This window comes from Rhodoferax sp. LS1R11, assembly GCF_056521395.1.
The window spans coordinates 197397-211051 of sequence record NZ_JBWMAW010000005.1 but is presented as its reverse complement, the minus strand read 5'-3'; the positions used below and the strand labels follow the sequence as shown (position 1 = coordinate 211051).

14 protein-coding genes are annotated in these 13655 nt (G+C 60.6%); 9 read left to right on the top strand and 5 right to left on the bottom strand.

What is annotated here, in order from left to right:
* Window positions 1-2 precede the first annotated feature (2 nt).
* Window positions 3-1058 (top strand): aminopeptidase, encoded by a 1056-nt coding sequence (locus AC097N_RS09035; RefSeq protein WP_479580613.1) that lies wholly within the window; start codon window positions 3-5, stop codon window positions 1056-1058.
* 19 nt (window positions 1059-1077) lie between these two features.
* A complete protein-coding gene (locus tag AC097N_RS09030) occupies window positions 1078-1401 on the top strand; it encodes a polyhydroxyalkanoic acid system family protein (RefSeq protein ID WP_479580612.1) in 324 nt (107 codons plus the stop codon).
* A 37-nt stretch (window positions 1402-1438) separates the two neighbouring features.
* Here AC097N_RS09030 and AC097N_RS09025 read toward each other — a convergent pair whose 3' ends face one another.
* Complete coding sequence (locus AC097N_RS09025; RefSeq protein ID WP_479580611.1) at window positions 1439-1693, bottom strand: acyl-CoA-binding protein; 255 nt, start codon at window positions 1691-1693, stop codon at window positions 1439-1441.
* Between the two features lie 242 nt (window positions 1694-1935).
* Here AC097N_RS09025 and AC097N_RS09020 point away from each other — a divergent pair, with 242 nt between their 5' ends.
* On the top strand, window positions 1936-3327 hold the full coding sequence (locus tag AC097N_RS09020; protein ID WP_479580610.1) for a wax ester/triacylglycerol synthase family O-acyltransferase: 1392 nt from the start codon (window positions 1936-1938) through the stop codon (window positions 3325-3327).
* Window position 3328: 1 nt separating this feature from the next.
* Here AC097N_RS09020 and AC097N_RS09015 read toward each other — a convergent pair whose 3' ends face one another.
* The 4 genes from AC097N_RS09015 to AC097N_RS09000 form a co-directional block, all read right to left on the bottom strand.
* On the bottom strand, window positions 3329-4102 hold the full coding sequence (locus AC097N_RS09015) for a hypothetical protein (RefSeq protein ID WP_479580609.1): 774 nt from the start codon (window positions 4100-4102) through the stop codon (window positions 3329-3331).
* Between the two features lie 30 nt (window positions 4103-4132).
* Window positions 4133-4795 (bottom strand): TetR/AcrR family transcriptional regulator, encoded by a 663-nt coding sequence (locus AC097N_RS09010; RefSeq protein WP_479580608.1) that lies wholly within the window; start codon window positions 4793-4795, stop codon window positions 4133-4135.
* A complete protein-coding gene (locus tag AC097N_RS09005; protein WP_479580607.1) occupies window positions 4789-6042 on the bottom strand; it encodes a patatin-like phospholipase family protein in 1254 nt (417 codons plus the stop codon). The genes AC097N_RS09010 and AC097N_RS09005 overlap by 7 nt, the downstream gene beginning before the upstream one ends.
* A gap of 158 nt (window positions 6043-6200) precedes the next feature.
* Window positions 6201-6797 (bottom strand): phasin family protein, encoded by a 597-nt coding sequence (locus AC097N_RS09000; protein ID WP_479580606.1) that lies wholly within the window; start codon window positions 6795-6797, stop codon window positions 6201-6203.
* 216 nt (window positions 6798-7013) lie between these two features.
* Between AC097N_RS09000 and AC097N_RS08995 the strand changes: the two genes are divergently transcribed.
* The 6 genes from AC097N_RS08995 (at window position 7014) to slmA (ending at window position 13582) form a co-directional block, all read left to right on the top strand.
* Window positions 7014-9011: an SDR family oxidoreductase gene (locus AC097N_RS08995; protein WP_479580605.1), complete on the top strand. Its 1998-nt coding sequence runs from the start codon at window positions 7014-7016 to the stop codon at window positions 9009-9011.
* A gap of 240 nt (window positions 9012-9251) precedes the next feature.
* The gene (locus tag AC097N_RS08990) at window positions 9252-9626 is read left to right on the top strand and encodes an H-NS histone family protein (protein ID WP_479580604.1); all 375 of its coding nucleotides are present in this window, start codon (window positions 9252-9254) and stop codon (window positions 9624-9626) included.
* Window positions 9627-9694: 68 nt separating this feature from the next.
* Window positions 9695-10585, top strand: coding sequence for an acetylglutamate kinase (gene argB / locus AC097N_RS08985; protein WP_479580603.1), 891 nt, complete (start codon window positions 9695-9697; stop codon window positions 10583-10585).
* Window positions 10586-10643: 58 nt separating this feature from the next.
* Window positions 10644-11351, top strand: coding sequence for a response regulator (locus tag AC097N_RS08980; protein ID WP_479580602.1), 708 nt, complete (start codon window positions 10644-10646; stop codon window positions 11349-11351).
* Window positions 11352-11369: 18 nt separating this feature from the next.
* Window positions 11370-12809: a sensor histidine kinase gene (locus AC097N_RS08975; RefSeq protein ID WP_479580642.1), complete on the top strand. Its 1440-nt coding sequence runs from the start codon at window positions 11370-11372 to the stop codon at window positions 12807-12809.
* A 62-nt stretch (window positions 12810-12871) separates the two neighbouring features.
* On the top strand, window positions 12872-13582 hold the full coding sequence (slmA, locus tag AC097N_RS08970; protein WP_479580601.1) for a nucleoid occlusion factor SlmA: 711 nt from the start codon (window positions 12872-12874) through the stop codon (window positions 13580-13582).
* Window positions 13583-13655 lie beyond the last annotated feature (73 nt).

The window sequence follows — 13655 nt, the reverse complement described above, 5'->3', positions numbered from 1 at the left end:
GCATGCGAACCCTTCAGGCCCTCGTCATCCTCATGGGCACCCTCGGTCTGATCGGGTGTGCCGACTTTCGCTATTACCTGCAATCCGTCGGTGGTCATATGCACATGTTGCAGGCGGCGCGGCCGGTGGAGCAGTGGCTGGACGACGCCACCGCCACCCCCGAGTTGAAGGCTCGGCTCGTTCTGGCCCGGCGCATTCGTGCCTTTGCCGTGCGTGAACTCCAGTTGCCAGACAACGCCAGCTACCAACGGTATGCGGACCTGCAGCGTCGTTCGGTGGTGTGGAACGTGGTGGCCGCCCCCGAGTTGTCGCTGACGCTCAAAACCTGGTGCTTCCCGGTGGCCGGGTGTGTGGGCTACCGCGGGTATTTCGACGAGGCGCAGGCGCGCGACGAAGCCCGGGCGCTGGCCGCCACCGGACTGGAGGTGAGTGTCTACGGGGTTCCCGCCTACTCGACACTGGGCTGGATGAACTGGGCCGGTGGGGATCCCCTGCTCAACACCTTCATCCAATACCCCGAAGGCGAATTGGCCCGCATGATTTTTCACGAGTTGGCGCACCAGGTGTTGTATGTGAAGGACGACATGCTGTTCAACGAGTCGTTTGCCACCGCGGTGGAGCGGCTCGGCGGCGGGCGCTGGCTGGCCTCGCAGGGTTCCGCCGCTGCGCAGCAGGCCTACGCCGAATTTGATGATCGACGTCGCCAGTTCCGCGCGCTGACCCAGACCGTACGGCGTCGTTTGAGCGCAATTTACAAGGTAAATGAGGCTGTAGCCCCCGATCCATCAATACAGATAGCTATGAAAAAGAGAGCAATTTCGACGTTTCGACAGGACTACGAGCTGCTCAAGAAGAGCTGGGGTGGCCACGCAGGCTACGACCCGTGGGTGGCCGGAGCGAACAACGCGTCCTTTGGCGCACAGGCTGCCTACGATGAACTCGTGCCTGCGTTTGAGGCCTTGTTTGTCCGCGAAGGCCAAGACTGGCCGCGGTTCTATGATGCAGTCAAGCGGTTGGCACAGATGCCTGCCGCAGAACGGGCTCGCGCCCTCCAATAATCATCGATGGAGTTGACCAGTGGCTGATCTGCATATCGTTCGTGAACACACCCTGGGGCTGCATGAGGCCCGAAAAATCGCGTTCAAATGGGCCGAGCACGCCGAGCAGGAGTTCGGCATGAGCTGTACCTACGAAGAAGGGGTGCTGCATGACGAGGTGTCTTTCACCCGCTCAGGCGTTCATGGCACGCTGGCCGTGACCCAAGACAAGTTTGAACTTGAGGCCAAACTGGGGTTTTTGGTGGGCGCATTCAAAGATGTGATCGAGAGCGAGATCGTCAAAAACCTTGACGATCTTCTCAAGCCCAAGGCGGCCAAAACCAGCAAGCCCAAACACAAGTAGGCGCGGGTTTTCACAGTCACACCGGGGGGCATGGGATTTAGCTCAAGGACTCGATCAGGTCCACGTACTGCTGCATGGCATCAATGCCTGAGGTGCCTTTGAGGCCGTTCCAGGCCTCCCATTTGGCGCGGCCGACCATGTCGCTGAAGCCGGGTTTTTTCTCGGTGTTGTCACCTGCACTGCCCTGCTTGTAAAGCGCGTAGAGCTTGAGCAGCGTGCCGTTGTCGGGGCGTTCAGTCAGGTTTTTGGAATGGGCAACGGCCGCATCAAATTGGGCTTGCAGATCAGACATTTTTTCTCCGGATAGGGGGATTACCCACACAGTTGGGGTAAGTGCGCAGTATCTTACGGTGTGCTTTGCCTGCAGAATAGAGCCAGCACCCAAGTCATGTCTTGCGCTCGTCGCTGGCCCCATCTGGAGTATGTATGGTGACCCGAACCAAGGCCCCAAAAGCCGAAAAATCAAGCGTTGGCGCGACCGGCCCTGAGCAGACGGCGTCTTCGTCCAAGCCACCTCGGCCCACCAGCGAACGCATGAGCAAAGTCGATACGGCCTGGTTGCGCATGGACTCGTCCTCGAACCTGATGATGATTGTGGGCGTATGGATCATGAAGCCGGGTGTGAGTTACCCCGCGGTCTGTGATCGCATTGAGGAGCGTTTGCTCAAGTACCCGCGTTTCGGGCAGCGCGTGGAGCAAGACGCCACCGGGGCCACCTGGGTCACTGCGACTGACTTTGACATCCACGACCATGTGGTGATCGAGACCTTGCCCCGCACCACCAAAGACCGCGAGCAGCAGGCCCTGCAAGACCGTCTGGGCGAGTTGGCCATGCAGCCGCTGGATCGCCGTCACCCGCTGTGGCAGTTCCACCTGGTGGAGCATTACCAGGGCGGCTCGGCCCTGATGGTGCGCATTCACCATTGCATTGCCGATGGCATCGCCCTGATTGCCGTGACTCAGTCGATGGTGGACGGCGGTGCTGCACCGCCGCAGCCTCGTGCCAGAGCGCCTCATGCCGAAGGGCTCGACGGGGCCGAGGAGTGGATTGCCGACGCCCTGCTCAGGCCGCTGACCCAGGCCGCCGTCAAGGCCCTGGAAATGATGAGTGAGCCCAAACACAGTGTGGAGATGGGCCTCGCCGGGTCCGTCGATCTGGCCAGGATGGCCTACCAGGTGGTGCGCGATGGCGCAGCCCTGGCGCTCATGCCGGACGATTCGCCTACCCGGCTCAAGGGCATCCCCGGCACGACCAAGCGGGTGGCGTGGTGCCAGCCGATTCCGCTGGAAGAGGTGAAGGCGATTGGCAAGGCGCTGAACTGTTCGGTCAACGATGTGTTGCTGAGCTGCGTGGCGGGCGCGCTCGGGGGTTACCTCAAGTCGTTTGGCGACGATGTCACGGGCAAGGAAATCCGCGCCATGGTACCGGTGAACCTGCGCCCGATCGAAGACGCCTACAAATTGGGCAACCGCTTCGGCCTGGCGCCGGTGGTGTTGCCCGTGGGCATCGAGAACCCGGTGGAGCGTGTCTACGAGGTGCGCCGGCGCATGGGGGAGATGAAGGGCAGCATGCAGCCCCTGCTGGCTTTTGGTTTGCTGGCGGTGGCCGGTTTGTTGATCAAGCCGGCGCAGGACGTCATGCTCAACCTGTTCTCCAAAAAGACCACGGCTGTCATGACCAATGTGCCTGGGCCGCGCGAAAAGCTCAAGTTTTGCGGCGCCACGCTGGAGCAAAAAATGGTGTGGGTGCCGCAGTCGGGCACGGTGGGCTTAGGGGTGTCGATATTGAGTTATGGCGGTGGCGTGCAGTTCGGGGTGATCACCGACACCACGCTGTGCCCCAACCCCCACAAAATCATTGAAATGTTCGAGCCGGAGTTTGCCAAACTCACCCTGCTGACACTGATGTTGCCCTGGGGCGAGTAACTCAGTTGTCCAGTTCGACCCGGGCCATCTCCACGTCCAGGCGCTCGGTGGCATCCATCGGCTTGGCGTCGGCGGCACGCTGGTACAGGCGGGTGGCTTCTTTCATCATCTTTTCGCCTTCGAGCATGACCATGGCGTTGGCGTATTCGACCATGCCAATGGCGGACTCCAGATTCAGTTTGAGGGCTTCCTGAAGCAGCGCCAGGCCCGTGTCTTTCTTGGCGCCGTAGGTCATGCCGCCAATCAGTGAACCCACCTTGTCAATCACTTCGGCATGGAAGATGCCGAGCGCGATGTGGGCATCGGCATGTTTGGGCTGGAGTTTGATGACGTTCTCCAGCGAGCCCTTGACCTTGCCACCCAGACCTTGCGCCAGCGCCTTGGCCACGCTGATGCCCTGGCTGTAGCGCCCCAGCGCATAGGCTTGCCAATACAGGGCATTGACGTTTTGGGGGTCTACTTTGGCTTGCGCTTCAGCGCGGCTGGCTACTTCCATGTAGAGGTCGAGCCGAGCTTTTTCTTTCTTTTCGAGGTAGGTCGCGTAGATGCAGGCGGACTTGTTCGCCACCGTCAGACCGGCGCCGCCAATCTTGAGGCCCATGTCCATGGCTTTCTGGAATTCACCGCTGTGGAACAAGGCCCAGGCTTCCAGCACCTTGGTGTCCGTGGGCAGGGGTTCGGCGTCGCCTGCATGCAGCCTGGCCCAGTTTTTTTTGACACTGGCGGCATCAAACTTGTAGTCCCCGGCGTAGGGGAACGCGGTCCATGTGGCCATTGTTGTCTCCTGAATCCGGTGTCCGGTTTTTTACTTGTCGGAGTTATTGTAGGCTCCCACCAGCTGGAGGAAATGCATGCGCTGGCCTTGTTCCAGATAAGGCGCCAGCAGGTTCAGCACGTGCTGCGCACCGCGCATCAGGGCGGTTTGTGCATTCTCGGGCTCCAGCGCTTTTCTCGGGTCCCGCACGTACTCGTAACTGAGCCAGTAGGTGAGCACCACCACCATGCTGGTGGCGGTGGCATCTACCTCGCGCGAATCGATGGACACGGCGCCTGTGCGGCTCATGCCATCCAGCAAAGCCTTTACCGCGCGGGTCTTGTTTTTCAGCACCGACTGAAAATGCGTCTCCAAGCGGCGGTTTTTGCTAAGCAGGTCGTTCAGGTCGCGGTACAGAAACCGGTATTGCCAGATCAACTCAAACAGGGTGTGCATGAAGAACCAGGCGTCCTCCACGTCTCGCACACCGTCGCTGGCGTTGAGCAACTCGTTCAGGGCCCGTTCGTAGCGGTCAAAGAGCGAGTTGATGAGTTCTTCTTTGGCGGGGTAATGGTAGTAGAGGTTGCCAGGGCTGATGCCGAGTTCGGCTGAAATCAGGGTGGTGGAGACATTGGGTTCGCCAAACCGGTTGAACAATTCCAATGTCACTTCCAGAATACGCTCGGCGGTGCGCCTGGGCGCCTTTTTTACCATGATGGGGATTCCTTGTGTGCCGCAGAACGCACGGTGTGCCCCAGGTCGTCCATGATTTCCTGCAGCTTGCCGAGGGACCGGCCCAGACGAGTGGGCGCCTTGACCGGTGATGTGAGGTGCCGTTTGGGATCGTCCAACGCCTCATGGTGCAAGGTGATGCCATGGCGCCAGAGTTTGGCCGCGAGGCCGGTCTTGCGCGAGCGCAGCATCTGGCGTGTCTGTTGGTACGCGTGTTCGGCCAGGTGGCGGCGCTGGGCGTAGCTGAAGGTGTTGGCGAGGTAGAGCTCGGGGTCCCGGTGGTCGGGTTCAATGAGAATGATGTCGGTGTTGGGATAGCTGCGTTCATACTGGCTCATGCCCAGCACCAGGCGCGAGTGGATCATGGAACGGAAGGTCTGGCTCATGACGGCTGGCAGGCCGCCGTCCACGATGCGCGGAATAGGGTGTTTTTCCGGGGACAGTCCGCGCCGCATCACCTTCGCCACCTGGGGTGCCGTGGCGTCAAATGGCACCAGCGGGTTCAGGCACAGTAGCAAGTCAATGCCTTCCTCCAGTGCGATGGATGCATGCATGGTCTTTTTCAAGGCACCGTCAACGTAGTAGCTGTCATCTATTTCCACCGGGGGAAACAGGCCGGGCAGGGCGGAACTGGCCTGCACGGCTTGGGAGATCGGAACGTGGTCCCAACCCGGGCGCCCAAAGGGCACGGCTTCGCCGCTGTCCAGGTTGGTGGCCACCAGGGTGAGCTGGGTGCGGAGTTGCCGGAAATCATTGGTGCGGCCCGCGCGTGAAAACAGCCGCGCCATTTCGGTGTTGATCAGGCTGTTGGAAAAGAGGCCGGTGGGCAGGGCCGGGCCTAATAACTCCAATGCATGGGTGAGCGATTTGCGGCCCACGGTCAGCTGCCAACAGGCTGAGACCACCAAGCCCGGCAGCATGAGGGTTCGTCGCGCAAACTCGCCATAGGCGGGCGAGAGGAGCCAGGCCGGATCAAAGGTCTCGGCTGACTCTTCATCGCTTTCAATGAACAGGGTGCACAGCTGCTGCGGCGTCATGCCGTTGGCGAGACCTGCGGCAATAAAGCCGCCCGCTGACACGCCCACATAGTGGTGCAGCTTGGTGAAATCAATGCCGTTCAGCGATTCCTGCAGTGCACACAGGGCTCCGATTTCGTAAATGGCCCCCAAGGGACCACCACCCGAAAGTGCCAGGGCAATTTTGGGTGATGAGTTATTTTTACGCTTCATAGTCACAAAGTGTAGGGCGCGCGCCGTTCAAAAATTGTTGCGTTGCAACAAGGCGTGACCAGGTGGAAACAAAAATAGGGCGCCTGAGCGCCCTATTTGTGTATAGAGTCCCGATGCTTTGTACGGGGCTCGCCATCACTTGCTTGCGGTCTGACCGATCAGGCCGCAGTGCTTGCCTCAGCCGCTTCAACGGGTGAGATCTTGCGGGTCGACGCACGTTTGACCGCAGCTTTGGGTGTGGCTTTCACGGCGGGCTTGGCCACTGCTTTGACGACTTTTTTGGCTGCTGCTTTGGGCGCCGCTTTGGCAGGTGCCTTGGGGGCGACTTGAGGGGCAGCGCTCTTGGCCGAGAGTTTTTGAACACTCTTGTTCAGCTCTTCAATGCGGGCGATCAGGGCGTTGACGTCCTTGGCAGACGGCACCCCCAACTTATTCAAGGCCTTGGCCACGCGGTCTTCAAAAATGTTTTCCAGTTTGTCCCAGCGGCCTGAGGCCTTGGATGAAATGTCGGTGGCCATGTGTGACATCTTGCTGGTGGCTTCGGAAAGCTTTTCTTCGGCCGCAGACTGGGTCTTGCGCTGCAGTGACACGCCTTCCTTGACCAGGGCTTCAAAGGCCTTGGTGCCTTCAGCCTGCGCCTTGTTGAAGGCACCCAGACCCGCTTGCCAGATCTGCTGTGCCGAGTCTTTGACCGAGCCCGTCAATGGCGTGGCGGTCTTCTTGGACGAGGTGCTTTTTTTGAGTTTGGTGACCATGGGATGCTCCAGTGAGTTAAGGGGGGGGGGGCCGTCATTGCGCTGTCTCGCGGCAGATCAGGTGATGCAGTCGAACGACTGTAAGGCTCCGCCTGGCCCGCGTGTAGGTAGAGCCTCCTAAAACCATAGAGGTTCAGCTCTAGCAATGCACGGGTTTATGCTGAATAGACGGGTCCATGAATTCGGCAAGAATGAGCTATTCAACGGGAGGTTTTCATGCAGTATTTCGTCACCGGCGCCACCGGGTTTATTGGCAAGCGGCTCGTTAAGAAATTACTCGAACGCAAGGGCTCCGTGGTGCACTTCCTGATTCGCAAGGAAAGCGAGGGCAAGGTCGCCGGCTTGCGCAAGTTTTGGGGCGTGAGCGCGGCGCGGGTCGTGCCGGTTTTTGGAGACCTTGTTACCAAGAGGCTCGGCGTGGCGGCGGACGATGTGAAGCAACTCAAAGGCCAGATTGACCATTTCTACCATTTGGCCGCCGTTTACGACCTGGGGGCCGATGCAGCGAGCCAGATCGCGGTCAACATCGAAGGCACGCGCAACACGGTGGAGTTCGCCCAGGCGATTGACGCCGGGCACTTTCACCACGTGAGTTCGATTGCCGCTGCCGGCCTGTATGAAGGTGTGTTCCGCGAAGACATGTTCGAAGAGGCCGAAAACTACGACCACCCGTACTTCATGACCAAGCATGAGAGCGAAAAAATCGTGCGCAAGGAATGCAAGGTGCCGTGGTCGGTTTACCGGCCCGCCGCCGTGGTGGGCGACAGCACCACGGGCGAGATGGACAAGGTTGATGGGCCCTACTACTTCTTCAAGCTCATTCAGCGCATGCGCCAGTTGCTGCCGCCGTGGATGCCGTCGATTGGCCTGGAAGGCGGGCGCATCAACATCGTGCCGGTGGACTTTGTGGTGGCCGCGCTGGATGCCATCAGCCACCAGAAGGGCATCGAGAAAAAATGCTACCAGCTGGTGGATCCGGTGGGTTATCGCGTAGGCGATGTGCTTGATATCTTCAGCCGGGCCGCTCATGCCCCGAAGATGAACCTGTTCATCAATGCAGCGCTCCTGGGGTTCATTCCCCGCAGCGTGACCAAGGGCCTCATGGCACTGGCACCGGTACGCCGCGTGCGCAATGCGATCATGAACGACCTGGGCTTGCCTGAGGATATGCTGACCTTTGTCAACTACCCCACGCGCTTTGATTGCCGCGAAACCCTGGCCGCACTCAAGGGCACCGGCGTGGCATGCCCGAACCTGAAAGACTATGCCTGGCGCCTGTGGGATTACTGGGAGCGCCACCTCGACCCGGACCTGCACATTGACCGCTCCCTGCGCGGCACGGTGGCGGGCAAGGTGGTACTGGTCACCGGCGGGTCATCGGGCATCGGCCTGGCGGCCGCGCACAAGTTTGCCGAAGCCGGGGCCACCACCCTCATTTGCGGCCGTGATGTCGACAAGCTCGAAGAAGCCTGCAAGGAAGCCAAAGCCAAGGGTTACAGCTTTGTGGCCTATGCGGCGGATATTGCCGACATGGCGGACTGCGACCGTTTCATCAAGCAATTGCTGGAGGACCACGGGAGTGTGGACTTTCTTATCAATAACGCGGGGCGCTCCATTCGCCGGGCGATTGAAGGCAGCTACGACCGCTTCCATGATTTTGAGCGCACCATGCAACTCAACTATTTCGGCAGCCTGCGGGTGACGATGGGCCTGCTGCCCGGCATGGTGGGCAAGAAAAAAGGCCATGTCGTCAACATCAGCTCGATTGGCGTGTTGACCAATGCGCCGCGTTTCAGTGCCTATGTGGCGTCCAAGGCGGCTCTGGACGCCTGGACCCGCTGCGCCTCCAGCGAGTTTGCGGACCAGGGGGTGTCATTTACCACCATCAACATGCCTCTGGTGCGCACCCCCATGATTGCGCCGACCGGCCTGTACAACAACGTGCCCACGCTCTCGCCCGAAGAAGCGGCGGACATGATTGCGCAGGCCTGTATCTTCAAACCCGTGCGCATTGCCACCCGCCTGGGCATGACCGGGCAGTTGTTGCACGCCGTGTTGCCGCGCATTGCCCAAATTGCGATGAATACCAGCTTTCGCATGTTCCCCGATTCCAGCGCCGCCAAGGGGGCCAAGCCAGGCGACAAGCCGGTCAAGCAGCAACTCTCTGCCGAGGCGGTCGCCATGCAGCAAATGATGCGGGGCATTCACTTTTGAACTGCCAACGCAAGCAAGCTCAAAAGAGGCGCGGCAGGCGCCTTTTTTTTTGGCAACGGAGTATCGGTTATCTGTTGGGTAGATATTAATTAACCTGAATCCCGGTATTTACATTAATTCATACCCATACTTTCAATATCTTCTGGTTAATCAGTGGGATAATCTGGCTTAATAATAAAAGCCTAACAAATAGGTATTCGAATAATTTGGGGGTTATGTAATTTTGATAAATATTTGTCCATGAACAACCTGATAGAAATCCAGACTCAAATCGAAAAGCTGCAAAAGCAGGCCAGCGAAATTAAAACCCGCGAGTTTGATAAAACGGTGCAGGATATTTTGGCCAGGATGCAGGCTTTCGGTATCACCCTGAAGGATTTGCAGCCGCCCAAGACGCGCGGCGCCAAGGGCAAGGGCAAGACGACCAAAGTGGCTGTTACCCCCAAGGTCAAGCGCGAAGGCGCAACGCCCAAAGTGAAAAGCACCACCCCCGTCGCGGCCAAGTACCGCGGACCCAATGGTGAAGCCTGGAGCGGTCGTGGCCTGACACCGCGCTGGTTGGCGGCGCTGGTGGCGCAAGGGCAATCCAAAGAAGCGTTTTCCGTTCAGCCCTGAACGAACCTGCGGGCATTACAGTCATGTGATGCCCGTCGGGCAGACCGCCACCTTTTTTGACCCTCACCATGACCGATATTTCCTATATCCCTCCCCGCGACAAAGCCGAAATTCTGGCCCAGGCCCTGCCTTACATCCGCAAATTCCATGGCAAAACCATGGTCATCAAATACGGCGGCAACGCCATGACGGACCCGGCCCTGCAGGCTGACTTTGCGGAAGACGTGGTGCTGCTCAAACTGGTCGGCATCAACCCCGTGGTGGTGCACGGTGGCGGGCCGCAGATTGAAACCGCGCTCAAGCGGCTGGGCAAAAAGGGCGAGTTCATTCAGGGCATGCGGGTGACCGATGCCGAAACCATGGAAGTGGTGGAGTGGGTGCTGGGCGGCGAGGTGCAGCAGGACATTGTGGGTCTGATCAACCAGGCCGGTGGCAAAGCCGTGGGCCTGACCGGCCGCGATGGTGGCATGATCCGCGCGCAAAAACTCAAGATGCTGGACCACACCGACCCCAGCATTGAGCATGACGTGGGCCAGGTGGGTGACATCGTCAGCATCGACCCCAGCGTGGTCAAGGCCCTGCAGGATGACGCGTTCATCCCGGTCATCAGCCCCATCGGATTTGGGGAAAACAACGAGAGCTACAACATCAATGCCGACGTCGTCGCCGCCAAGCTGGCCACGGTGCTGAAAGCCGAAAAGCTGATGATGCTGACCAACATCAGCGGTGTGCTCGACAAGCAAGGCAAGCTGCTTACTGACCTGACCGCGCGCCAGATCGACGAGCTGTTTGCCGACGGCACCATCAGCGGCGGCATGCTGCCCAAGATTGCCGGTGCGCTGGATGCGGCCAAGAGCGGCGTGAACTCGGTGCACATCATTGACGGCCGGGTGCCGCATGCCTTGCTGCTGGAAATTTTGACGGATCAGGCCTTTGGCACGATGATCCGCTCTCATTGATTTGCTATTAATTTAATAGCTGCTTGCGTACGCTGTACAAGGGCTAGAGGGATTTTTTATGCGACTCCTGCTCGTGGAAGACGATGTGATGGTGGCCAGCGGCATCAAGCTGGGCCTCACGGACGCCGGTTATGCGGTGGACTGGGTGGGCAGTGGCGAACGTGCGCTAGAGGTCTCCGTGCGGGAGGCGTTTGATGCGGCCATCATCGACATTGGCTTGCCCGGCATGGATGGTCTGGCGCTCACCCAGCGCCTGCGCAAGGAGGGCCATGCCATGCCAGTGCTCATCCTCACCGCGCGCGACGCCCTGAATGACCGGGTGCAGGGGCTCGACATCGGGGCCGATGACTACATGATCAAACCCTTTGAGCTGCCCGAGTTGCTGGCCCGCTTGCGCGCCTTGTTGCGCCGCTCCCAGGCGGCCACCTCGGCCGTGCTGAGTTTTGGTCCGCTGGAGTTGGACACCTCGACCCGGCTGGCCTGCATTCGCCCGCATGGCGCACCCATTGAGTTGGGCCCGCGCGAATGGACGGTGATGGAGTATTTGCTCATCAACGCGCCCAAGCCCGCCAACAAAGACAAGTTGTTGCAGGCCCTGACCGGGTGGGACAAGGAGATCACGCCCAACGCGGTGGAGGTCTATATCTCCCGCCTGCGCAGCAAGCTCGAACCCCATGGCATTGCGCTGCGTTGCATCCGCGGCTTTGGTTACCGTCTGGAGATGGCGCTCGACGGCGCGATCGATCCCGTCCCCACCGCCGGTTGACCGATGCCGCTGGCCGCCATGTCCTCCGGGCTGCAGCGGCGCCTGCTGCTGCTGCTGCTCATCCCCTTGTTTCTGCTGGCCAGCGTCAATACCTGGGTTGACTACCGCTCCGCCGACGACGCGGCCCTGCAACAGGACCGGCAGTTGCTCAAGCTGGTGCCCCTCATGGCGGATTCCGTCGTGGCCGCGGGCAGTCGGCCCGAGGACGCGCCGGTACTCCTGACCGCACCGGCCATCGATGAATTCCTCAAGGACCGGGTCGGCCTGTCGGCCTTTGCGGTGGCCCGCCTGGACGGTCAGGTGCTGCTGGGCGATGCCTGGCTGAGTGCCGTGCCCCCCACCACGCGCGAGCCTGAGTTTTTGAGCGAAGAAGAGGGCGGGGTGACGTACCGCATCGTCTCCCAGCGGGTGCACACGGCGGCGGGTGAACTGGTGGTGCGTCTGGCGGACGGGTCTGATCCGCGCCAGCAATGGGTCAAAGGCGTGCTGTTCAAGGTCTTGCTGCCCAACGTGGTGCTGATGGTGGCGGCCGTATTTGTCGTCAACTGGGCGGTCCGGCGGGCACTGCGGCCGTTGCTGGCCTTGCGCGAAGCGGTGGAGCACCGGGCCTCGCGCGACCTCAGTCCGATTGACGTGGAGGCCTCTCCGGAAGAGGTGCGCCCGCTGGTGCTATCGCTCAACCGCCTGTTTGACCTGGTGAACGCGCAGGCCGAGAGCCAGCGCCGCTTTGTGGCCGATGCCGCTCACCAGTTGCGCACCCCGCTGGCCGGCCTGCAGGCGCAGGTGGAGGCCTGGGCGCAGGCGGTCAACACCACCGCCGCCGGTTCGATTCACCCGGTTTTTATAGAGAAAATGCCTGTAGCCCCCGCAGAACGTGTGCAAGCAGCTATTATTTTAGGAGCAGATCAGGTCAACCACATGCGCAATGCCGTGCGCCGTACCTCGCAATTGGCCAACCAGTTGCTGGCGCTGTCCCGGGCCGATGCCCGCAGCCTCGACGCCCAACCCCTGCAGCAGGTGGACCTGAAGGCCTTGTGCGAAAGCCTGCTGGAGCAGCACCTGGACGCTGCTTTCGCCAAACACATCGACCTGGGGCTCGATGCGCAGGCGGTGCAGGTCACCGGTCATGAATGGCTGTTGCGCGAGTTGTTGGGCAACCTGGTGGACAACGCCCTGAAATACACCCCTGAGGGCGGCAGCGTCACGCTGCGTTGCGCGCACACGCCGGACGACGGGCTGGCGTTTCTGGAGGTGGAGGACGACGGGCCGGGGGTGCCGCAGCAGGAACGTGTGCGGGTGCTGCAGCGGTTTTACCGCGTGCCGGGCACCCGGGGCGAGGGCAACGGGCTGGGTTTGGCGATCGCCGAAGAGATTGCCCGGGTGCATCGCAGCCAGTTGGTGGTGGACAGTGGGCGGGGCAACAAGGGCACCCGCATCAGGCTGATATTCCCTGCCTGACCCTGCCAAAACCCTTGGGTTCGCTGTGCGAGAATCAAATTTAACCTCCTGCACTGCGCACCATGTCCGACCTTGATCCCGCCTTTTCATCCTCCGCTTCCCACGTGCTTTCAGGCGATGAAGTGGCTGCGCCCGTGCGTAAACGACCCAAGCCCGGCGAGCGACGCGTGCAGATTTTGCAGACGCTGGCGGCTATGCTGGAGCAGCCCGGCAGCGAGCGCATCACCACGGCGGCCCTGGCGGCGCGGCTGGAGGTCAGCGAAGCCGCCCTGTACCGCCACTTTGCCAGCAAGGCGCAAATGTTCGAGGGCTTGCTGGACTTCATCGAACACGCGGTGTTCTCGCTCATCAACCAGATCATCGACCGGGACACGGCAGGCGCTACGCCGGATGCCAGCGCGGGGGCGCGCCAGGCGGGCAAGGTGATTGCCATGCTGATGCAGTTTGCCGAGAAAAACCCCGGCATGACCCGCGTGATGGTGGGCGATGCCCTGGTGTTTGAGAACGAACGCCTGCAGCAGCGCATGAACCTGTTTTTTGACAAGATCGAGGCGACCCTGAAACAAAGCCTGCGCGGCGCGGCAGAACTCAGCGGCTCGGCCACGCCCAGCGTTGATGCGCAGGTGCGTGCGTCGGTGCTCACGGCTTTTGTGGTCGGGCGGCTGCAGCGGTTTGCGCGCACGGCGTTCAAACGCCTGCCCTCGGAACACCTGGACGCCAGCCTGGCCCTGATGCTGACTGATTTTTCGCGGGTAAACCCTAGGTCATCCTAGAAAAATGCCCCTAGAGGCACCCCGCCACCGGGTGGCCGGCCAAAAGTACGGCAAAATAGAACGATCGTTCTTT

What these genes read in the sequence shown, in the direction of transcription:
- AC097N_RS09035 (WP_479580613.1), top strand. Translation starts at nt 3, where the DNA reads ATGCGAACCCTTCAGGCCCTCGTCATCCTCATGGGCACCCTCGGTCTG.
- AC097N_RS09025 (WP_479580611.1), bottom strand. Translation starts at nt 1,693, where the DNA reads ATGTCTGATCTGCAAGCCCAATTTGATGCGGCCGTTGCCCATTCCAAA.
- AC097N_RS09020 (WP_479580610.1), top strand. Translation starts at nt 1,936, where the DNA reads ATGAGCAAAGTCGATACGGCCTGGTTGCGCATGGACTCGTCCTCGAAC.
- AC097N_RS09015 (WP_479580609.1), bottom strand. Translation starts at nt 4,102, where the DNA reads ATGGCCACATGGACCGCGTTCCCCTACGCCGGGGACTACAAGTTTGAT.
- AC097N_RS09010 (WP_479580608.1), bottom strand. Translation starts at nt 4,795, where the DNA reads ATGGTAAAAAAGGCGCCCAGGCGCACCGCCGAGCGTATTCTGGAAGTG.
- AC097N_RS09005 (WP_479580607.1), bottom strand. Translation starts at nt 6,042, where the DNA reads ATGAAGCGTAAAAATAACTCATCACCCAAAATTGCCCTGGCACTTTCG.
- AC097N_RS09000 (WP_479580606.1), bottom strand. Translation starts at nt 6,797, where the DNA reads ATGGTCACCAAACTCAAAAAAAGCACCTCGTCCAAGAAGACCGCCACG.
- AC097N_RS08995 (WP_479580605.1), top strand. Translation starts at nt 7,014, where the DNA reads ATGCAGTATTTCGTCACCGGCGCCACCGGGTTTATTGGCAAGCGGCTC.
- AC097N_RS08990 (WP_479580604.1), top strand. Translation starts at nt 9,252, where the DNA reads ATGAACAACCTGATAGAAATCCAGACTCAAATCGAAAAGCTGCAAAAG.
- argB (WP_479580603.1), top strand. Translation starts at nt 9,695, where the DNA reads ATGACCGATATTTCCTATATCCCTCCCCGCGACAAAGCCGAAATTCTG.
- AC097N_RS08980 (WP_479580602.1), top strand. Translation starts at nt 10,644, where the DNA reads ATGCGACTCCTGCTCGTGGAAGACGATGTGATGGTGGCCAGCGGCATC.
- AC097N_RS08975 (WP_479580642.1), top strand. Translation starts at nt 11,370, where the DNA reads ATGTCCTCCGGGCTGCAGCGGCGCCTGCTGCTGCTGCTGCTCATCCCC.
- slmA (WP_479580601.1), top strand. Translation starts at nt 12,872, where the DNA reads ATGTCCGACCTTGATCCCGCCTTTTCATCCTCCGCTTCCCACGTGCTT.